This is a genomic window from Streptomyces sp. NBC_00247, assembly GCF_036188265.1.
GTDB lineage: Bacteria > Actinomycetota > Actinomycetes > Streptomycetales > Streptomycetaceae > Streptomyces.
The window spans coordinates 5,936,519-5,956,301 of sequence record NZ_CP108093.1 but is presented as its reverse complement, the minus strand read 5'-3'; the positions used below and the strand labels follow the sequence as shown (position 1 = coordinate 5,956,301).

Genomic DNA, 19,783 nt, shown 5'->3' with positions numbered 1-19,783 from the left:
ACTCACGGACTCTCCCTCTCCGGCAGCACCAGCCAGATTTCGGAGAGGGAGAGTCCGTGCCCTTCGCTCGCCGTCCCGCAGGCGCAACCGAGCACGGCCCGGCGCCAGTCGCAGGTGACGGTCCAGGGGCCGTCCTGCTCGCCGCACCCGGGACAGCCCACGGTCTCGGCCGACCACACTCCCGGTGCAGGCCTGGTGTGGTGCCGGAACCTTCCCGTATAGAGCGCCTTCCAGGGCTCGACCGGAGGCGTGTGCGGGTCGGCGTCGCCGGAGCTCGTCGCGACCAGGGCGGCGAACAGCGCGCCGAGGCCGGGGAGCAGGGCTTCGCCCGCTCCGGTCGGCGGCGCCGAGGCCGCCGCCGTTCCCGGCGCGGGCGGGTAGCGGGGGGCAGCGGCCGAGGGGAGGGGATTCGGGGCGGCGTGCCAGGGCAGCAAGGCGCGGGCGACGGCCGCCAGGAGGGCGGCGGCGGACGGACTGACGGCCCCGGCGTCCAGGTGGTGGACGGTGGTGCGGAGTGCGCGTTGGAGCCGTCTGTCCCGATCCGTCGCGCTGCTCCGGGCCGCCGTGCCCCGCTGGGCCGGGAGCGGCGCCGTGAGGCGGGCCAGGACGGCCCGAGCGGCTTCGGCGTCCGCCGGGGACAGTCGCCACTCGTTCGCGGCGAGCAGTCGCCACGTCCTTCCCGACTCCCGGACGAGCGCACCCGACCGGAGGGACCCGCCTGGCGCCCTCAGCCGCTCGCCGCGTGCCTCTTCCATCGACCTCGTCGTCCCTTCTGCCGGACCGGTCCGCCGTGGTGTGCTCGGTCACAGTCGCCCGGAGTCCGGACGGGCCGGTGGCCCGGTGCGCGGGGCACCGGGCCACCGGCCCGTCCGAAGAGCCGTCAGGGCAGTCGGGGCTCCCGGGCGCGGTCAGGCGCCGCCGGACGGGAGCTCGTCCAGATCCTCGTCTTCATCGTCCTCGTCGCCCTCGAGGTCGTCGTCGAAGACCGAGCTGACGTCGAACCTGCACACCACCAGCTCCGGGTCCACGTCCTCGAAGGGTGACCCGAGCCACTCCCCCGGTTCGCCGGCTTCCTCGGCGGCGGCCACCCAGAGCGTGGAGTCCCCCTCGGCCAGGCCGAACTCCTTGTGGCGGGAGGCGATCTCGTCGGGTTCGTACTCGCCGAACAGCACGCCGAGCGCGGCGTGGACGCTCGTACCGACGATCGCGGCGTGACCGGTGTCGAGGTCGTCCGGGTCGGCGTCCGCGAGCCGCTGCGCCTGGGCGAGCAGCCGCTGCGGCTCCGCCACCGCGTAGTCGCGCCGGATCAGCACGCTGAGCGCGCTCGGCTCGGCCGGTCCGGCGTACGGGGGCAGGGAATCGTCCGCACCCGGGATCTCGAAGGGAGTCACCTCGTCGTGCCGTTCGTAGAGGAGTTCGTCGTAGACCTCGGCGGCGGCGGCGAGAGCGTTGAACGCTTCGTACACGGCGGGGTCCTCGTCCCCGCTACGGCGTTCGACCGCGTCGAGGTGACGGTCGATCGCGGCTTTGACCGCTTCGGCGGCGGCACGTACCTCGGCAGCGGTGGGCTGCGCAGCATCAGACATGAGGCAGACGCTATCCGTACCGAGGCTCTGCCCGCACAATAGATGCGATGCCGGAATACGAATTTGTCGACGTGTACGTGCCGCGCGGGGTGTCCCGCAAGGATGCGGCCCGACTTTTGACCGACCACGCGGAGTACGGGCACTGGGAGCTGGACCGCCTGACGCTCCGCCACGACGGCAGCCGCAGGGTGCGGCTGCGGCGGAGGATCATCCGCCAGCTCAGAGCCACCTGGTGACGCCAGGAGCGGGCCCCGCAGCCGCGGGACCCGCTCCTCTTCGTCATGCGTGTCACCGGGACCGGAAGGGTCTTCCGGTCCCGGATCGGTCGCCCGGGTCGTGTCCTGAAAGTTCCGCCCGTCCCGGGGCGCCCGGCACGCGACCTACGCCGCCGGACCCGCCCTCAGGGCGGACGACGCCACTTTCAGAACACGATCTATGCCGCGCTGCGCGAGCGGCGGTAGAACACCGCTCCGGCGCCGGCGAGCAGCATGCCCGCACCGGCCGGAATCAGCATGCCGAGGTCACCGGCACCGGTCTCCGCGAGCTGCGGGGGAACGTGCACCTCGGGGGCCGGCGGCTCGTGGGCCGGCGGGGCTACGGGCTCCTCGGGGGTGACCGGCACCTCCGGCACGACGGGCGGGGCGACCGGGGTGCCGTTGACGCATTCGTTGCCGAAGACCGGGTTCAGCAGTCCCACGACGTCGACGGAGTTGCCGCAGGCGTTCACGGGGATGTCGATCGGCGCCTGGACGCTGTTGCCGGAGAGGATGCCGGGAGATCCCTGCGCGACCCCCTCCGCGGTGGCGCCGCCGCCACCGCCGACAGCCTTGGTGGAGTCGCCTGCACGGTGCCTGCCGGTCCCCGAGGCGGCGTTCCCGCCCTGCTGCGCCGAGGTGTCCCCGGCGTGGGCGCCGGACGGCCGGCCGGCGCCGCCGCCGCTCACGGAGTCGCCCTGCGACGTGTTCGCGCAGCTGTTTCCGAACGCCGGGTTGAGCAGACCGACGACGTCCACGGAATTTCCGCAGACGTTGACCGGGATCTCGATCGGAATCTGGATGCTGTTCCCGGATGCCACCCCCGGGGAATTCGTCGCGGCGGAAGCCGCTCCGGAGTCCGCCTGCGCGTAACCCCCACCGAGTGCGAGCACTCCGCCGGCCGCCGCCATGGTGATCAGGCCTTTACGAGTGACCTGTCGCATAGGTTCTTTTCCTGCCTTCTGCACTTCCGAATTACCCCCGGACACGACCGTGCGAGGGCCGAATGCCGGTCGGCCCCGGAGCGCATGGCGCGCGCTCCGGGGCCGACCGGGCTTCAAACCCTTACGGGTTGACGCTCAACGTCAGGCGTTGACGCAGGTGTTGCCGAAGGCCGGGTTCAGGAGCCCGATCACGGAGATCGTGTTGCCACACACGTTCACCGGAACGTGGACGGGGACCTGAATGACGTTGCCCGAGATGACGCCGGGGCTGCCGATGGCGGCACCCTGGGCACCCGCGTCGGCAACAGCCATGCCGGCGCCCGCGAGCACGAGACCACCGGTGACAGCCGCAGCGGCGGCAATCTTCTTGATCATTGTTCCTCCTCGTTGGAAATGCGGTCCCAGCCGCGGACCGCATCACCTGTAACGAGGAGAAAATCAGACGGCTACGAGTCCAACCCCCCTTTCACTCTTTCCGGTGAGGTACGGACAAGCGGGCGAATTACGTCACCGGAGAGCGGGCGGAAGTGCGGGGCGTGCTCAGCTGTGGTCGATGAACCGGTCCAGCACCCGTACACCGAACTGCAGGCCGTCCACCGGAACCCGCTCGTCCACGCCGTGGAACATGCCGGCGAAGTCGAGCTCCGGCGGCAGTTTGAGCGGAGCGAAGCCGAATCCCCGGATGCCGAGGTCGTCGAAGGACTTGGCGTCCGTACCGGCCGACAGCATGTACGGCACGGCCCGCGCGATCGGGTCCTCGGCCACCAGGGCCTTCTGCATGGCGTCCACGAGGGCGCCGTCGAAGGTGGTCTCCAGCGCCTTGTCCGCGTGCACGTCCTCGCGCCGCACGTTCGGGCCGAGGATCCGGTCGATGTCGGCGAGGAACTCCTCCTCGTACCCCGGCAGGAAGCGGGCGTCCACGTGGGCGGTCGCCTGGCCGGGGATGACGTTGACCTTGTAGCCAGCGCCGAGCTGCGTCGGGTTGGCGGTGTTGCGCAGGGAGGCACCGATCAGCTTGGCGACGCTGCCCAGCTTGGCGAGGGTCTCCTCCATGTTCTCCGGGTCCAGCTCCGTGCCCAGCGCGTCCGAGAGCTCGTCCAGGAAGTGGCGCAGGGTCTTGGTGACCCGGACCGGGAACTGGTGGCGCCCGAGCCGGCCGACCGCCTCGGACAGCTCCGTGATGGCGTTGTCCTTGTGGATCATCGAACCGTGCCCGGCGGTGCCGTCCACGGTCAGCTTCATCCAGTGCATGCCCTTCTGGGCCGTCTCCACCAGGTAGAGACGCAGCTGCTCGTTGACGGTCAGGGAGAAACCGCCGACCTCGCTGATGGCCTCGGTGACGCCCTCGAAGAGCCCCGGGTGGTTGTCGACGAGGTAGCGGGCGCCGTACGTGCCGCCGGCCTCCTCGTCCGCGAGGAACGCCAGCACGATGTCGCGCGGGGGCTTGCGGCCGCTGCGCATCCGCTCGCGGACGACCGCGAGCGTCATGGCGTCCATGTCCTTCATGTCGACCGCGCCGCGTCCCCAGACGCAGCCGTCCGCGATCTCGCCGGAGAACGGGTCGTGGGTCCAGTCCGCCGCGTTGGCCGGGACGACGTCCGTATGCCCGTGGATGAGGAGCGCGGGCCGGGAGGGGTCCTCGCCCTCGATCCGGGCCACGGTCGACGCACGGCCCTTGTGCGATTCGAAGATCTTCGGTTCCAGCCCGACCTCGGCGAGCTTCTCCGCGACGTACTCCGCGGCGAGCCGCTCGCCGGGGCCGGAGTGGTCCCCGTAGTTGCTGGTGTCGATCCGGATCAGCTCACGACAGAGGTCCACGACCTCGTTCTCGGCGTTGCCGGTCTTCCCGGACGGACCTGCCTGGGAGGCGCTGCTCTCGCTCACACTGATTCCTTCCACTGTCACGGTGGTGCTCCCCCTCATCCTCGCGCGCCCGCCCCGTGCGGCCCAAGGCCGTCCCCCTCGACGTCACGCGCCCGTCACACGCGCCGGGCGGCGCCGGAGGGGGTGAGCGGGGCTGAGCCGGAGGCGTGATCGAGCACCCCCGAATGTTTGCTATTGTTTTCCACGTCGGAACGGGACAGGAACAACAGCTCCGGGAACGGCAGACACCTTGTCCGGGTGGCGGAATGGCAGACGCGCTAGCTTGAGGTGCTAGTGCCCTTTATCGGGCGTGGGGGTTCAAGTCCCCCCTCGGACACCATGGTCGACCGACCAAACAGAGCCGGTCAAAGCGACATAAAGTCGCTTTGACCGGCTCTGTTGTTGTGTCCGGGTTGTTGTGTCCGGTTGTTGTGTCCGGCGTACGGAAGATCAGCTGCGGTTCGCGTGCCCGGGGGATGCGGGCGGTGCGACCGGGCTGAGATCCGGGCTTGTGTGCCCATGGGACCGCTGGCCGGCTCGGGGCGCCGGGGAGTTGCGGGGAAGCAGCTGACTGCCGTGGATCGTCGGGGCCGGCGTGGCTGGATGGCCGCGGTGCGTGGGAAAGACTCGCAGCAGGACGGGAAGCGGTACGCCGCGTGGGCGTCCAGGCTGCGTCCGCGAGCCGTGGAGGGCGGTCTTCGGCCCCGACCTGTCCGGCGGACGCCTGTTCCCCGGGCCGGGTCCGAGGCTCCGCCCCTACGGCCGCAACGACACCGCCGGCCCGCGGAGCGTGGGCTCCGCCGGCCACGGGGAAGTCGCCCCCGTGAAAGACACGAGCCGCATTGACCGGCCACCGTGGCGCCAAGGACGCCCAGGCTGCGGCCGGGAGCGGCCGGAGGGTGCCTGCGGGGGTGCGGGCGCCCTCCAGCCGGACGGGCCGGCGGTCAGCAGTCGTTCGGGGTGTCGGCGGTGCGGGTGCCGGAGCGGAGGCCGCCGTTGGCGGTGTCGCCCGCCGAGCCATCAGGAATCCGAAGCCCGCACCGGCGGGTCGGCGGGCAGGCCGGGGTCAGGAGATGGAGAAGACTGATGCCCACTTCTGGCCGGCCGAGCCGGCGGACGCGGTGTTGGCGGTGACCGCCTGGCCTGCCGTCGCGTTGCCGTCCAGGACGAATCCGGTGGCCGGGTTGGTCAGGGTGTAGGTGCCGGAGGAGTTCTGAGTCACCTGCCAGCGCTGGTTGGCCGCACCGAGGCTGATGGCCTGCAGGGAGATCTGGCCGCCGGCGGTGGTCGGTGCGGTCAGGGTCAGCGGGATCGGGCAGCTGTCGTAGACCCGCGCGGTGCCGTCGCCGTTGGCGGCGAACTTCCAGCGCTGGGACGCCCGGGAGGTGTCCAGGGCAGCGAACTGGGCCACTGCGGAGATGGCGACGCTGCAGCCCGTCCCCCGCTGGAGCGCGACGCCGCCGCCGTTGCTGAGCGCGTGGTAGGCGTTGTCACCGACGACCGTGGGTCCGTAGTTGATGGCGAAGGTGTCCAGCGCGGTCAGTGCCGACCCGGTGGTGGACAGCGGCGGCACGGCCGTCGGGCGGACGTTCTTGAACCAGTCGGCGAAGGTGGAGGGCGTGTGCGAGGCCAGAGTGGTGATGGTGCGGTCCCAGCTTCCGTCCACCTGGTTCCACAGCTGGAGCAGCGCGCCGTCCACGTTTCCCTGCACCTGGTCGCCGGTCTGCCAGCCCGCGGCCGTGGTGAACGGGTAGGACGAGCCGTCGGGGAACACGTAACGCTGGTCGCCCAGGAGGTAGGCGGCCACCGAGTCGGCGAAGCCCTCGGTCCAGGCGCAGGTGGCGGACGACGCCAACTGGATGTAGTGCGGGTTGCAGTTGGTGACGGTGGGGAACGTGCCGTTGTAGAGGCGGTGCTGGAAGAAGTGGCCGGCTTCGTGCAGCACGGTGTGTTCGGAGTCCGGGTCGCCCTCGGCCAGGTGGACGGTGTTCGACAGGTCGTAGTACGGCCCGTCGTTGGAACCGGTCTGCCAGCGCAGCGTCAGCGTGGTGCAGGTCGCCGCGTTGGCCTCGGCGGCCGTCCAGCACGGCGTGGTCGAGTTGGCCCGGCGCGACCAGAGCGGGTTGACGGTGTCGAAGGCGTGCCAGGCGCGAGCCGCGGTGGTCGGCTTGACCGTACCGAGAGCCACGTTCGTCGATATGTTCGACTGTGTCGGCGTGTCGTAGGTGTAGACCGTGCCGGCGGCATTGGCGACCCGCCACACCTGGTTGTTGCTGGTCGCGAAGTGTACGTACAGGTGGTTCATCGACGTGGTGTTGACCGGGGTGTAGCAGAGGTTGAACGAGCCGTCGGCCGCACCGGTCAGCTGCGTGCCGGCGTTCAGCTTGTGGTCGGTGTCGGTCGCCAGTTCACGGCCCCACAGTTCGACCGAGGCGCTGCGGGCGGCCCGGGTCAGCGTCGGCTTCGCGGTACCCGCCTCGGCGGACTGGTAGTCGAACTGCAGGGTGCCGCTCACGCAGATCGGCTGCGCGGCGGAGGCGGTGCCTGCCGAAAGCGGCACGAGCACGCCGGCGGCGAGCACCGCCGGCACCAGCAAGCGGAGCAAAGCTCTGGGTCTGCCTGACATGGACGACCTTCCGAAGGGCGCCCAGGCCCGCTGACGGCAGACCTGGCGCGCGGAGAGACCGGGTGGACCCCGGCCCTTGATACGCCGCCAGGTACCGGCGGTCTGAACCGTGAGCCATCGTCGGGGCACCACCGAGCCGCCGCCAGCGGCGCACAGAATCACAGCCAGCAGTTGTGTGGCTTGAGTGAATATCCAGCAGGGATTTTGCGCACACCCAACGCCTGCCCTGACCGGCCGTGCGCCCCTCAGCCGCCGCACCACCCTCGTCCCCTTCGCCGCTGAGCTGCGAGTTTCCGGCAGAGCACAGAGACGGAGCCGACCCGGCACACTGCTTGGTGAGCGCACGGAATCACCTGCGCCCCCCATGGCCTTACCGATGGAGGCGCACACCCTGGTGCGCCTGTCCCTCGTGGAGAATCCCGGCAACTCGAACCCTGCCTCCCTTGTCCGGGAGGTCGTCGGCGCCGGAGAACTTCCCGCGCGCGGGTGCGACTTCGGCAACAGCGTCTCGCTACGGAAGAAGGCCCGCAGCCGGACGGCGGTCCCTGCCGCGTGGGGCGGGACAGGGCCGTCTGCTCAGGGGCGTAGAGCGTGCATGTGCTTGTTCCGACCTGATGCGGGGGCCCGGGGTGTCATGCTGGCCGAGTCGAGGGGGCCAACACCGTTGGCCGCCAGGGATGTTCGCTCCGTCGTGGGTACGTCCTGGTGGCGGTGACCGGGGGCCGGTGAAGTTGCGGCGCCCTCGGGTCGCCCCCTTGGGCGCCCTGACGCGGGGCGGGCCTCGAAGAAGGGTTGAGGCACCTGATGTCCTCACGTTCCGTGTTACGCCCGTCGCGTCCGCGACGCAGATTCTCCGCGCTGGTCGCCGCCGGCGCACTCGCCGTCGCCGGTCTGGTCGCGCTGCCCGCCCCCGCCGCGCAGGCGGTGCCGCCCGCCCCGGTGGCATACGTCCCCGACCTGCTCAGCGACACCGTGACAGCGCTCGACACGGCCACCAACACGGCGGTCGCGACCATCCCCGTCGGTTCCTCCCCGATCGGTGTGGCGGTGTCCCCGGACGGTACCCGCGCCTACGCCGCCAACAACGGCTCCGCCTCGGTGTCGGTGATCGACACCGCCACGAACACCGTCACCACGACCATCGCGGTCGGCGCCGGACCCATCAAGCTCGCGGTGTCCCCGGACGGCGGCACCCTCTACACCGCCGACTCCGGCGCGAACACCGTCTCCGTCGTCGACACCGCCACGAACACGGTCACCGGGACGGTCGCGGTCGGCGCCCTCCCGTTCGGCATCGCGCTCTCCCCGGACGGCACCCGGGCCTACGTCTCCAACAACAACGGCAACACGGTGTCGGTGATCGACACCGTCACCGACACCGTCGTCGCGACCGTCGGCGTCGGCCTGAAGCCCAACGTCATCAAGGTGACTCCGGACGGCACCCGCGCCTACGTCGGCAACCAGAACTCCCACACCGTCTCGGTGATCGACACCGCCACCAACACCGTCACCGCCAGCGTCGCCGTCGGTATCGGCCCGTTCGGCCTCTCGCTGTCCCCGGACGGCAGCCGGGCCTACGCCAGCAACAACAGCGCGTCCTCGGTGTCGGTGATCGACACCACCAGCAACACCGTCGTCGCCACCGTCGGCGTCGGCAACGGGCCGTTCGAGTCCGCGGTCACCCCCGACGGCGCCTCGGTGTACGTCCCCAACGGCTACGAAGGCACCATCTCGGTCATCGACACCGCCACCAACACCGTGACCACGACGTTCCCGCTCGGCCCCTTCCCCTACGCTGTCGCCTTCGCCCCCGCCGTCGCCGCCGCACCCACCGCGGACCTGACGGTCGCCGTCACCGATGCCCCCGACCCCGTCAACGCGGGCGACCCCCTCACCTACACCGCCACCGTCAACAACAACGGCTCCGACGCCGCCACGGGCACGACCGCCGCGATCACTCTCTCCGGAACCGCCCGCACCATCACCTCCGCGACCGCCTCCCAGGGCTCCTGCGCCATCACCGCGCCGACCGTCACGTGCGCCCTGGGCACCGTCGCCGACGGCGCGTCGGCCACCGTCACCGTGCACGTGACCCCGACCGCGGCCGGCACCCTGACCGCCACCGCCACCGCCACCGCCACGGAGACCGACCCGGTCCCCGGCGACAACACCGCCGCCCAGTCCACCACCGTCGCCACCCCGCCGACCGCGGACATCGACGTCGATCTCACCGCACAGCCCCACATCGGCATCCTGGTGCCCTACCTGAGCTACACCCTCACCGCCCACAACACCGGCCCCGACGCCGTCACGTCCGCGACCCTGACCGCGACGCTCCCCCCGGGTGCGTCCGCCACCAACCTCTCCGCCGGATGCACCGCCGCCGGCACCACGGTGACCTGCTCCTACGGGCCCATCGCCAACAGCGCCGTCGTGAACAAGACCTTCCGCGTCCCGCTGAGTCTGCTGACCCTCGGACCGGTCACCGTCACCGGCCGGCGGACCACCTCCGCACCCACCGACCCCAACACCGTCAACAACAACGCGAGCGCCACCTGCACCGCCCTCTCCATCATCCTCGTCACCTGCCCCTGACACCGGCCAGGCGGCGAACCGTCATGGGCGAGGAGGACCTCCTGTCCTGACCAGCCCCGACCGCCGCCACGGCGGCCGGGGCGACCGCGCACCACGGGCGCCGTCGTGTCCAGGTCAGACAGTGCAGGGGATCTCGGCCGTGTGGTCGGGGTCGCCGGTGTCGATGGCCTGGTCGTCGCCCCGGTACGGTCCGACCATGCGGAAGCGCGTGGTCGCGGTGTCGTCGGCGAACTGGTTCACCGGGCCCGTGCCACGGCTGATGACCTTGCCGGGGCTTTCAAACCGGACTTCGTGATCGACGTCTTCGCGCCGATCCCGGCGCCCCGACGCGCGCCGCGAGACGCCGGGCCGACGAGATCATCGATACCCCGGACCTGTGCTCCACGTCAGCCACGCCACCGGCCGCGCCTACACCGTCAAGAGCCGCGGCACTTCGGCGAACTGCGCGAAGCGATCAGCATCGAACACGACCCGGCAGCGGCGATCGGCCTCTGGTACCAGCTAGGCGTGTGGGTCCGGCGGCGTCCGGTGCGTGCGATCGCACGGCGGAGGGTCGCCCCGGTACTGGATGTATCGGGGCGATCCCGACAACGCGGCGAGCGTGCGTGCCAGGCGTCGCCGGACAGGCGGGACTTTCACAGCACGGCCTAGTCGTCGCCGCCACCCCACCTTCACCTCACCGCATCGGAAAACAGCCGGTAACCCGACATCGAACTCACCACCCTCCGGGAGCAAGCACGGCCGGCGGTCAGGTGGCTCCCCGGTCAGCACCGCCTCACGCGGTAACAGCCTCGGGGAACACCGGTTCAGCGATTACCGCCGAGAACGGTCATGGGGCGTGAACCGAATGCGACTCGGTTCTCGTAGCCCGGACGTTCCGCTCAGGTCTGCCGGGCCGACTGCCGCTCGTCCCGCGTGGCGGCCCACGAGGCGAGGAGGCGGAGGCCCTCCTCGGAGGGGGAGCCGGGTTCGGCGGTGTAGACGGTGAGGGTCAGACCCGGCTCGGCGGCCATCTCCAGCCCTTCGTAGGCGAGGGTGAGCGCGCCGACGACCGCGTGGTGGTAGCGCTTGGTGCCGGTGCCGTGGTGGCGGACGTCGTGGGCGCCCCAGCGGGTGCGGAACTCGTCGCTCCGGGTGGAGAGCTCACCGACGAGGTCGTGCAGCTCCTTGTCGTACGGGTTGCGTCCGGCCTCGGTGCGCAGGATGGCCACGGTGATGTCGGCGGCGGGTTCCCAGTCGGGGTAGAAGCGGTGGGACGCGGGGTCCAGGAAGGCGAAGCGGGCGAGGTTGCCCTGGTTTCCCGCCGAGGCGTGGACGTCCCGGTAGAAGGCCCGTGCCAGTGCGTTCTCGGCGAGGATGTCCATCCGGCCGTTGCGGACGAACGCGGGACCCCCGGTGATCGCGTCCAGCGTCCACCGCAGGCTCCTGTGCGGCGTCCACTGCCGTGCGCTCCGCCGTCGCCGGGGCCGGGTGAGGGCGTCGGTGCCGTCGGCCGCCTGCGCCAGGCGCAGCAGGTGGGCCCGCTCGGCGTCGTCGAGCCGGAGGGCCCGGGCGACGGCTTCGAGTACAGCCGGGGAGGCTCCCGCGAGGTTGCCGCGCTCCAGCTTGGCGTAGTACTCGACGCTCATGTCGGCCAGGGCCGCGACCTCGCTGCGGCGGAGCCCCGGGACGCGGCGCCGGGTTCCGGCGGGCAGTCCCGCCCGCTCGGGGCTGATCTTCGCGCGCCGTGAGGTGAGGAACTCACGGACTTCTTGCTGATGGTCCACTCTTCGACCGTACGTGCCTGTCGCCGCGGAAGGGATGCTCTGCCGGTACACCCCTGGCGGGGGCGGCGTCCGGGGCGGTTCTCCGCAGGCCCCCGGCAGGCCTCCCCCAGGCACCGTGACAGGGCTTCCCGGGTGCCTCCGGGGGCGACCGGACAAGGCCGGTCGCCCGTGCCGTTCGCCCGAGGAGCACTCCCCTCTGCCCTGTCATGATGGGTGCGACACCCCTTCCCCGGAGTTCCGGCGCCGTCCGTGCACCGCACGTACCCCGCCACCTGAGAGGCCGCCCGATGTCCCGACCCGCGCCCGTCCGTCCGTCGACCGCGTCGGCGGACGGGGTCCCCGTCGTGCGGCTCCGGGCGGGGAACCGGTGAGGGGGCGCCGGAAGTCCGCCGCCTCGCCGCTCCCGCAGCGCGAGGGCGTCGATCCCGTGCGGGTGCGGCTGCCGGTGGATCCCGAGGAGGCCTGGGCGACGGTGGGCGACCATCTGCGGGAGCGGTTCGGTGCCGCGATCGGGGTGGCGCGGGTGGACGCCATGCTGGCGGAGGGCCTGTTCGTCGGGGCGGACGGGCGGCCGGTGCCGGGGACGCGGCCGTACGAGAGCGGGCTCGGCCTCTGGTTCCACCGGGAGTTCGCGCCCGAGGAGCCGGTGCCGTTCCCCGTCGGGGTGGTGTACCGCGACGAGCACGTGGTGATCGCGGACAAGCCGCACTTCCTCGCCACCACGCCGCGCGGCCGTCACGTGACGCAGACGGCGGTGGCGCGCCTCAGACACGGGCTGGGGCTGCCGCACCTCCAGCCCGCGCACCGGCTGGACCGGCTGACGGCGGGCCTGGTGCTGTTCGTCGTGCGTCCGGAGGAGCGGGGCGCATACCAGACGCTGTTCCGGGACCGGCTGGTGCGCAAGGAGTACGAGGCGGTCGCCGGGTACGACCCGGGGCTGGCGCTCCCCCGGACGGTGCGGAGCCGGATCGTGAAGGAGCACGGGGTGGTGGCCGCGCGCGAGGAGCCGGGCGAGCCGAACAGTGAGAGCCGGGTCGAGCTGCTGGAGCGGCGGGACGGGCTCGGCCGTTACCGGCTGCTGCCCGCCACCGGGCGCACCCATCAACTGCGTTTGCACATGAGTACGTTGGGGCTTCCGCTGGTCAACGACCCGCTCTATCCGGTGGTGGAGCCGCAGGGCGCTCCGGACGACTGGTCCCGCCCGTTGCAACTTCTGGCGCGGGTGCTGGAGTTCACCGATCCGGTCACGGGTGAGCCGCGTCGCTTCAGGAGCGGGCTGCGGCTCTCCGCGTGGCCGGACCGGTGAACGGGACGGGGTGCGCGGGTCAGTGACCGCGTGCGATCCACTCGTCCAGGTGCGGGGCCTCCGCGCCGATGGTGGTGGAGTCTCCGTGTCCGGTGCGGACGGTGGTGTCCGCCGGGAGGGCGAACAGCCGGTCCCTGATCGAGTCGAGGATCGTCGGGAAGTGTGAGAACGACCGGCCGGTGGCGCCGGGGCCGCCCTGGAAGAGGGTGTCCCCGGTGAAGACCGTGGCGAGCTCGGGGGCGTACAGGCAGACCGCGCCCGGGGCATGGCCCGGGGTGTGCAGGACGGTCAGCCGGGTTCCGGCGACCTCGATCTCCTGGCCGTCCGTCAGTTCGCCGTCGGGCGCGCGGTCGGGGTGGGTCTGCTTCCACAGCGGCAGGTCGTCCGGGTGGAGCAGGACCGGAGCCCCGGTGGCGTCGGCGAGGGCCGGGGCGGCGTCGATGTGGTCGTTGTGCGCGTGGGTGGACACGATGGCGCGCAGGGTGCGTCCGCCGAGGGCGGTCAGGATGGCGTCGGCGTCGTGGGCGGCGTCGATGACGATCGCCTCGTGGTCGTCGCCGACGATCCAGACGTTGTTGTCGACGTCCCATTCGCCGCCGTCGAGCGCGAAGGTGCCTGAGGTGACCAGGTGGTCGATGCGGGCGGCCATCAGAAGACCACCACCGAACGCAGCACGTCGCCGTCGTGCATGCGCTCGAAGGCGCGCTCGACGTCGCCGATGCCGATGGTCTCGGTGACGAAGGCTCCGAGGTCGATCCGGCCCTGCTGGTGCAGGTCGACGAGCATCGGGAAGTCACGGGACGGCAGGCAGTCGCCGTACCAGGAGGACTTCAGCGAGCCGCCGCGGCCGAACACGTCGAGGAGGGGGAGTTCGAGGCGCATCTCGGGCGTGGGGACGCCGACGAGGACGACGGTGCCGGCCAGGTCGCGGGCGTAGAACGCCTGCTCGTACGTCTCGGGGCGGCCGACCGCCTCGATGACGACGTCGGCGCCATTGCCGTCGGTGAGGGCGCGGATCGCCTCGACCGGGTCGTTGTCGCGGGAGTTGACGGTGTGCGTGGCACCCATCTTCTTCGCGGTCTCCAGCTTGCGGTCGTCGATGTCCACGGCGATGATCTTCGCCGCGCCCGCGAGCCGTGCGCCCATGACGGCCGCGTCGCCGACGCCACCGCAGCCGATGACCGCGACGGAGTCGCCCCGGCCCACCTGACCGGTGTTGATGGCGGCGCCGATGCCCGCCATGACGCCGCAGCCGAGCAGACCGGCGACGGCCGGGGACACCGCGGGGTCGACCTTGGTGCACTGCCCTGAGGCCACCAGGGTCTTCTCCGCGAACGCGCCGATGCCGAGCGCCGGGGAGAGCTCGGTGCCGTCGAGCAGCGTCATCTTCTGCTTGGCGTTGTGGGTGTCGAAGCAGTACCAGGGGCGTCCGCGCAGACAGGCGCGGCACTGGCCGCAGACGGCCCGCCAGTTGAGGATGACGAAGTCGCCGGGCGCGACGTCGGTGACGCCCTCGCCGACCGACTCCACGACGCCCGCCGCCTCGTGGCCGAGGAGGAAGGGGAACTCGTCGTTGATGCCGCCCTGCTTGTAGTGCAGGTCGGTGTGGCAGACACCGCACGCCTGGATCTTCACCACGGCCTCGCCGGGGCCCGGGTCCGGGATCACGATCGTCTCGACCCGTACGGGCTCGTTCTTCCCCGGCGCGATGACCCCTTGCACCTGCTGCGGCATACCTTGGTCTCCTTCTGTGTGGCGGCCCTGGGGCCTGTATCGAGTTCTGGGCCGGATCGGTGAGCGGCGGCGTGCGGCTTCGTGCGGCGTCGCGTCCCAGGCGGAGAGGACGAAGCCGCAGGGCGTCGCGTGCCCGGCCCGGATCTCGCCGCAGGCCCACCGGCGCCCCTGCGGCGTCCGACCGCTGTCCGAAGATCGAACGCGGACCACGGTACGCGCTGCGCGGTGCCCCCGCGCGGTCCCGGGCGGGGGGTCAGGGCGCGAGTACGTCCAGTTCGTCCAGGGCGCCGTGCGCGATCTCGCGGGTGAGCCGCTCGGCGGCCTCCGCGTCCTTTTCGCGTACCGCTTCGGCGACCCTGACGTGCAGGGTCACGGCGGCCGGGTCGGGGTCCTCGAACATCACCTGGTGATGGGTGCGGCCGGCGAGGACCTCGGCGACCACGTCCCCGAGCCGGGCGAACATCTCGTTGCCCGAGGCGTTCAGCACCACCCGGTGGAAGGCGATGTCGTGGCGGAGGTACTCCTCCAGCCGCTGGCCGCGCGAGGTCTCGACCATGCCGAGGGCGCATTCGGTCAGGGCCGCGCACTGCGCGGGGGTGGCGTACCGGGCGGCGAGCGAGGCGGCGACCGGCTCGATCGCGGACCGCAGCACGGTCAGCGAGCGGAGCTGGCGCGGGCGGTCGGCCCCGGCCAGCCGCCAGCGGATGACCCGGGGGTCGTAGACGTTCCACGCGTCGGTGGGGCGTACGGTCACGCCGACCCGGCGCCGGGACTCGACGAGGTGCATCGACTCCAGCACGCGGACCACCTCGCGGACGACGGTGCGGGAGACCTCGAAGCGCTGGGCGATCTCGTCGGTCCGCAGCACGTCGCCCGGACGGCGCTCCCCCGAGGTGATCTCCAGACCCAGGGCGTCCAGCACATGCGTATGGAGCCCCTGGCTCGTCGTGGTCATGGAGCAAGAGTACGGGGCGGTCCCGGAACACCGCGGCGGCCTCCCGACGGGGGCGCTCCCGGGCGGTGTCGAGGTGCGGGGGCCGGGGAAGGCGCCGGAGGCCGGAGCCGTTCCGGCGGGTCGCGCCACACCTCTACAGGACATTAAGTACGACGTTTACGTCACACCCGCTTGAATAAATACGACCTAATGAGTTTCAGTAGCGCGACGGACCGATGTCGAAGAAGACAGCGAGGCACCAATGAACACCCCCCACGTCGTCGTGGTGATGGGCGTGGCAGGGACCGGCAAGACCACGATCGGCCCCCTGCTCGCCACCGCACTGGGCGTCCCGTACGCCGAGGGCGACGACTTCCACCCCGAGTCGAACATCGCCAAGATGTCCGCCGGTACCCCGCTGGACGACTCGGACCGCTGGCCCTGGCTGGACGCCATCGGGCAGTGGGCGCACGGCCGTGCCGGACTCGGCGGTGTCGTCTCCAGCTCCGCGCTGAAGCGGGTCTACCGCGACCGCCTGCGGGGCGAGGCCCCCGACGCCGTCTTCCTCCACCTGACCGGAGACCGCGCCCTCGTAGAGGGGCGGATGTCCGCGCGCAAGAACCACTTCATGCCGACCGCACTGCTCGACTCGCAGTTCGCCACGCTCCAGCCGCTCGAAGCGGACGAGGCGGGAGTCGAGGTCGACGTGTCCGGCACCCCTGAAGAGATCACCGAACGCGCCGTCGCCGCGCTGCGCCGGCTCGCGAGCTAAGGACCCCCCACCGTGACCAGTCTCAGCGTCGAGACGTTGGCAGCGGACGCCGTCGAACCCATCACCTCCGCGGGCAACGCGCAGTTGGGCATCGCCGTCGTCGCAGGCATCGCCGTCATCGTCCTGCTCATCACCAAGTTCAAGCTGCACGCCTTCCTGGCGCTCACCATCGGCTCGCTGGCGCTCGGCTCCTTCGCCGGGGCTCCGCTGGAGAAGACGATCGCCAGCTTCACGGCGGGGCTCGGTTCCACCGTCGCGGGCGTCGGTGTCCTCATCGCGCTGGGCGCGATACTCGGCAAGCTGCTGGCCGACTCCGGCGGCGCCGACCAGATCGTGGACACCATCCTCGCGAAGGCGAGCGGCCGGGCGATGCCCTGGGCGATGGTGCTGATCGCCTCCATCATCGGCCTGCCGCTCTTCTTCGAGGTCGGCATCGTGCTGCTGATCCCGGTGGTGCTGCTCGTCGCCAAGCGCGGCAACTACTCCTTGATGCGGATCGGCATCCCGGCGCTCGCGGGTCTCTCCGTGATGCACGGGCTGATCCCCCCGCACCCCGGTCCGCTCGTCGCGATCGACGCGCTCGACGCCAACCTCGGTGTCACGCTGGCCCTCGGTGTGGTGGTCGCCATTCCGACCGTGGTCATCGCCGGTCCGGTCTTCTCCCGGTTCGCCGCCCGCTGGGTGGACATCAAGGCGCCCGAGCGCATGGTTCCCGAGCGCGCGTCCGAGGAGCTGGAGCACCGCCCGAGCTTCGGCGCGACGCTGGCCACCGTGCTGCTGCCGGTCGTGCTGATGCTGGCGAAGGCCCTCGTCGACATCGTCGTGGACGACCCGGAAAGCGGCGTCCAGAAGGTCACCGACGTCATCGGCTCCCCGCTGATCGCCCTGCTCGCCGCCGTGATCGTCGGCATGTTCACGCTGGGCCGGGCCGCCGGGTTCACCAAGGACCGGCTCGCCGGCACCGTCGAGAAGTCGCTCGCCCCGATCGCGGGCGTGCTGCTCATCGTCGGCGCGGGCGGTGGCTTCAAGCAGACCCTCATCGACGCCGGTGTCGGCCGGATGATCCTGGAGTTCTCCGAGAGCTGGTCGATCCCCGCGCTTCTGCTCGGCTGGCTGATCGCGGTCGGCATCCGGCTCGCGACCGGTTCGGCGACGGTCGCGACCATCTCGGCGGCCGGCCTGGTCGCCCCGCTGGCGGCCGACATGTCGACCTCGCACGCCGCGCTGCTGGTCCTCGCGGTCGGCGCGGGCTCACTCTTCTTCAGCCACGTCAACGACGCGGGTTTCTGGCTGGTGAAGGAGTACTTCGGGATGGACGTCGGCCAGACGGTCAAGACCTGGTCGGTGATGGAGACCATCATCTCCGTCTGCTCGCTGGCCTTCATCCTGCTGCTGTCCCTGGTGGTGTAGGGCCCCCGTACGGGGTGCCTGACGGCCCCCGGTTCCTGCTTCACCAGGTACCCCCGCCGGGACCCGACGCTCCCGGCGGGACCACGAAGGCGCCCGACCCCTCCGGTACGCATGCCCATACATGCCTCCCGGACCGGTCGGGCGCCTTCGCGCGTGTACGTGGACGGGCGTGAGCCGGAGCCCGGTCGCGGGGCGGGAGACCTTCCCGGGCGGGCCGCCCGGGACCGTCAGCCGAGGGCCGCCGCCGCCGCGCGTCCCGCCGTGCGGCCGGAGAAGATGCAGCCGCCGAGGAAGGTTCCCTCCAGCGAGCGGTAGCCGTGCACCCCGCCGCCTCCGAACCCGGCCGCCTCCCCCGCCGCGTACACCCCGGGCAGCGGGGAGCCGTCCGCCGTCAGCACCCGGGAGGAGAGGTCCGTCTCCAGCCCACCGAGCGATTTGCGGGTGAGGATGTTCAGCCGGACGGCGATCAGCGGACCGGCCTTCGGGTCGAGGATGCGGTGCGGCTTCGCCGTGCGGATCAGCTTGTCGCCGAGGTACGAACGCGCCCCGTGGATCGCCGTGATCTGGAGGTCCTTGGTGAACGGGTTGGCGATCTCACGGTCGCGCGCGGTGATCTCCCGGCGCAGGTCGTCCTCGTCGATGAGCCCGTCGCCGGTCAGGGCGTTCATGCCCCGGACGAGCGCGCCGAGGTCGTTCTCCACTACGAAGTCCACGCCGTTGTCCATGAACGCCTTGACCGGTCCGGGCACCTCGGCGCGGGCCCGGCCGATGACGTCGCGGACGGACTTTCCGGTGAGGTCCGGGTTCTGTTCGGAGCCGGAGAGCGCGAACTCCTTGCCGATGATCCGCTGGTCCAGGACGAACCAGGTGTAGTCGAATCCGGACTTCATGATGTGTTCGAGGGTGCCGAGCGTGTCGAAGCCGGGAAAGAGCGGGACGGGAAGCCGCTTGCCCCGGGCGTCGAACCAGAGAGAGGACGGGCCGGGCAGGATGCGGATGGCGTGCTTGTCCCAGACGGGGTTCCAGTTCTCGATGCCCTCGGTGTAGTGCCACATCCGGTCGCGGTTGATGTGGCGGGCCCCGGCCTCCTCGGCGACGCCGAGCATCAGTCCGTCGACGTGGGCGGGCACTCCGGAGAGCATCTTCGCGGGCGGGGCGCCGAGCCGCTCCGGCCACTGGGCCCGTACGAGGTCGTGGTTGCCGCCGATCCCGCCGGAGGTGACGATCACCGCCTGGGCCCGCAGCTCGAAGGCGCCGGTGGCCGTCCGGCCGCTCGCGGTGCCGCGCTCGGCCGCGCTCGGCTCCAGGACCTCGCCGGTCACCGTGTCGACGGCTCCCTGGGTGCGGCCGAGGCCCGTCACCCGGTGCCGGAAGCGGAACTGGACGAGCCCCTTGGCGACGCCCTCGCGCACCCGCCGCTCGAAGGGGGCGACCACCCCGGGACCGGTGCCCCAGGTGATGTGGAAGCGGGGGACGGAGTTGCCGTGGCCGGTCGCGTCGTAGCCGCCGCGCTCGGCCCAGCCGACCACCGGGAAGAGCCGCAGTCCCTGCGCGCGCAGCCAGGAACGCTTCTCCCCGGCGGCGAAGTCCACGTACGCCTCGGCCCACTTCTTCGGCCAGTGGTCCTCCTCGCGGTCGAAGCCGGCCGTGCCGAACCAGTCCTGGAGGGCGAGCTCACGGCTGTCCTTGATCCGGAACCTGCGCTGCTCGGGAGAGTCGACGAGGAAGAGGCCGCCGAAGGACCAGTGCGCCTGACCCCCCAGCGACTGCTCGGGCTCCTGGTCGAGCAGGATCACGGAGCGTCCCGCGTCCGCCAGCTCCGCCGTGGCCGCCAGCCCCGCGAGGCCGGCTCCGATCACGATCACATCGGCGTCGTACGCCATGGGTTCCATCCTTCGGGGGAGGCGGTGCGGAAACCGGCCGGGCACGGCGCGTACGGCGCCGGTTCGGCGGCCGCGGGGGTGTGCGGGGGCGCGGAAGTTACTCGTTGGTC

The 19,783-nt window shown here is 71.5% G+C and carries 17 protein-coding genes and 1 tRNA gene; 6 read left to right on the top strand and 12 right to left on the bottom strand.

Features of this window, described 5'->3' with window-relative positions; genetic code table 11:
• Window positions 1-2 precede the first annotated feature (2 nt).
• Together OHT52_RS25930 and OHT52_RS25925 are read right to left on the bottom strand one after the other, a co-directional pair.
• Complete coding sequence (locus OHT52_RS25930) at window positions 3-755, bottom strand: hypothetical protein (protein WP_328722591.1); 753 nt, start codon at window positions 753-755, stop codon at window positions 3-5.
• Window positions 756-908: 153 nt separating this feature from the next.
• On the bottom strand, window positions 909-1,586 hold the full coding sequence (locus tag OHT52_RS25925; RefSeq protein WP_328722590.1) for a hypothetical protein: 678 nt from the start codon (window positions 1,584-1,586) through the stop codon (window positions 909-911).
• 47 nt (window positions 1,587-1,633) lie between these two features.
• On the opposite strand from OHT52_RS25925, the gene OHT52_RS25920 reads away from it, so the two are divergent.
• Window positions 1,634-1,822: a DUF5703 family protein gene (locus OHT52_RS25920; RefSeq protein ID WP_266702672.1), complete on the top strand. Its 189-nt coding sequence runs from the start codon at window positions 1,634-1,636 to the stop codon at window positions 1,820-1,822.
• 197 nt (window positions 1,823-2,019) lie between these two features.
• Here the strand turns inward: OHT52_RS25920 and OHT52_RS25915 are convergent, their stop codons facing one another.
• The 3 genes from OHT52_RS25915 to OHT52_RS25905 form a co-directional block, all read right to left on the bottom strand.
• A complete protein-coding gene (locus tag OHT52_RS25915; protein ID WP_328722589.1) occupies window positions 2,020-2,784 on the bottom strand; it encodes a chaplin in 765 nt (254 codons plus the stop codon).
• Window positions 2,785-2,925: 141 nt separating this feature from the next.
• Window positions 2,926-3,159, bottom strand: coding sequence for a chaplin ChpH (gene chpH, locus OHT52_RS25910; protein ID WP_328722588.1), 234 nt, complete (start codon window positions 3,157-3,159; stop codon window positions 2,926-2,928).
• 165 nt (window positions 3,160-3,324) lie between these two features.
• The gene (locus OHT52_RS25905; protein WP_328722587.1) at window positions 3,325-4,668 is read right to left on the bottom strand and encodes a M20/M25/M40 family metallo-hydrolase; all 1,344 of its coding nucleotides are present in this window, start codon (window positions 4,666-4,668) and stop codon (window positions 3,325-3,327) included.
• A 231-nt stretch (window positions 4,669-4,899) separates the two neighbouring features.
• On the opposite strand from OHT52_RS25905, the gene OHT52_RS25900 reads away from it, so the two are divergent.
• A tRNA-Leu gene (locus OHT52_RS25900) sits at window positions 4,900-4,987 on the top strand.
• 726 nt (window positions 4,988-5,713) lie between these two features.
• Here OHT52_RS25900 and OHT52_RS25895 read toward each other — a convergent pair.
• A complete protein-coding gene (locus OHT52_RS25895; RefSeq protein ID WP_328722586.1) occupies window positions 5,714-7,273 on the bottom strand; it encodes an RICIN domain-containing protein in 1,560 nt (519 codons plus the stop codon).
• Between the two features lie 804 nt (window positions 7,274-8,077).
• Here OHT52_RS25895 and OHT52_RS25890 point away from each other — a divergent pair.
• Complete coding sequence (locus OHT52_RS25890) at window positions 8,078-9,868, top strand: YVTN family beta-propeller repeat protein (RefSeq protein ID WP_328722585.1); 1,791 nt, start codon at window positions 8,078-8,080, stop codon at window positions 9,866-9,868.
• Window positions 9,869-9,982: 114 nt separating this feature from the next.
• On the opposite strand, the gene OHT52_RS25885 is transcribed toward OHT52_RS25890, so the two are convergent.
• Together OHT52_RS25885 and OHT52_RS25880 are read right to left on the bottom strand one after the other, a co-directional pair.
• A complete protein-coding gene (locus OHT52_RS25885) occupies window positions 9,983-10,108 on the bottom strand; it encodes a hypothetical protein (protein ID WP_328722584.1) in 126 nt (41 codons plus the stop codon).
• A 641-nt stretch (window positions 10,109-10,749) separates the two neighbouring features.
• On the bottom strand, window positions 10,750-11,634 hold the full coding sequence (locus OHT52_RS25880) for a helix-turn-helix transcriptional regulator (protein WP_328722583.1): 885 nt from the start codon (window positions 11,632-11,634) through the stop codon (window positions 10,750-10,752).
• A 367-nt stretch (window positions 11,635-12,001) separates the two neighbouring features.
• Between OHT52_RS25880 and OHT52_RS25875 the strand changes: the two genes are divergently transcribed.
• On the top strand, window positions 12,002-12,940 hold the full coding sequence (locus tag OHT52_RS25875) for a pseudouridine synthase (RefSeq protein ID WP_328722582.1): 939 nt from the start codon (window positions 12,002-12,004) through the stop codon (window positions 12,938-12,940).
• A gap of 19 nt (window positions 12,941-12,959) precedes the next feature.
• Here OHT52_RS25875 and OHT52_RS25870 read toward each other — a convergent pair whose 3' ends face one another.
• From OHT52_RS25870 to OHT52_RS25860, 3 genes are all read right to left on the bottom strand, one after another.
• Entirely contained in the window at window positions 12,960-13,589 is a 630-nt protein-coding gene (locus OHT52_RS25870) for an MBL fold metallo-hydrolase (protein WP_328722581.1), read from the bottom strand.
• The gene (locus OHT52_RS25865) at window positions 13,589-14,674 is read right to left on the bottom strand and encodes an S-(hydroxymethyl)mycothiol dehydrogenase (RefSeq protein WP_328722580.1); all 1,086 of its coding nucleotides are present in this window, start codon (window positions 14,672-14,674) and stop codon (window positions 13,589-13,591) included. Before OHT52_RS25865 ends, OHT52_RS25870 begins: the two co-directional genes overlap by 1 nt.
• Before the next feature lie 253 nt (window positions 14,675-14,927).
• Window positions 14,928-15,629 carry a FadR/GntR family transcriptional regulator gene (locus tag OHT52_RS25860; protein ID WP_328722579.1) on the bottom strand — a complete coding sequence of 234 codons (702 nt, stop codon included), beginning with the start codon at window positions 15,627-15,629 and terminating at the stop codon, window positions 14,928-14,930.
• 241 nt (window positions 15,630-15,870) lie between these two features.
• Here OHT52_RS25860 and OHT52_RS25855 point away from each other — a divergent pair, with 241 nt between their 5' ends.
• Both OHT52_RS25855 and OHT52_RS25850 read left to right on the top strand, forming a co-directional pair.
• Window positions 15,871-16,380, top strand: coding sequence for a gluconokinase (locus OHT52_RS25855; protein ID WP_328722578.1), 510 nt, complete (start codon window positions 15,871-15,873; stop codon window positions 16,378-16,380).
• 12 nt (window positions 16,381-16,392) lie between these two features.
• Window positions 16,393-17,790 carry a GntP family permease gene (locus OHT52_RS25850; RefSeq protein WP_328722577.1) on the top strand — a complete coding sequence of 466 codons (1,398 nt, stop codon included), beginning with the start codon at window positions 16,393-16,395 and terminating at the stop codon, window positions 17,788-17,790.
• Window positions 17,791-18,017: 227 nt separating this feature from the next.
• Here OHT52_RS25850 and OHT52_RS25845 read toward each other — a convergent pair whose 3' ends face one another.
• Window positions 18,018-19,673: an FAD-binding dehydrogenase gene (locus OHT52_RS25845; protein ID WP_328722576.1), complete on the bottom strand. Its 1,656-nt coding sequence runs from the start codon at window positions 19,671-19,673 to the stop codon at window positions 18,018-18,020.
• Window positions 19,674-19,783 lie beyond the last annotated feature (110 nt).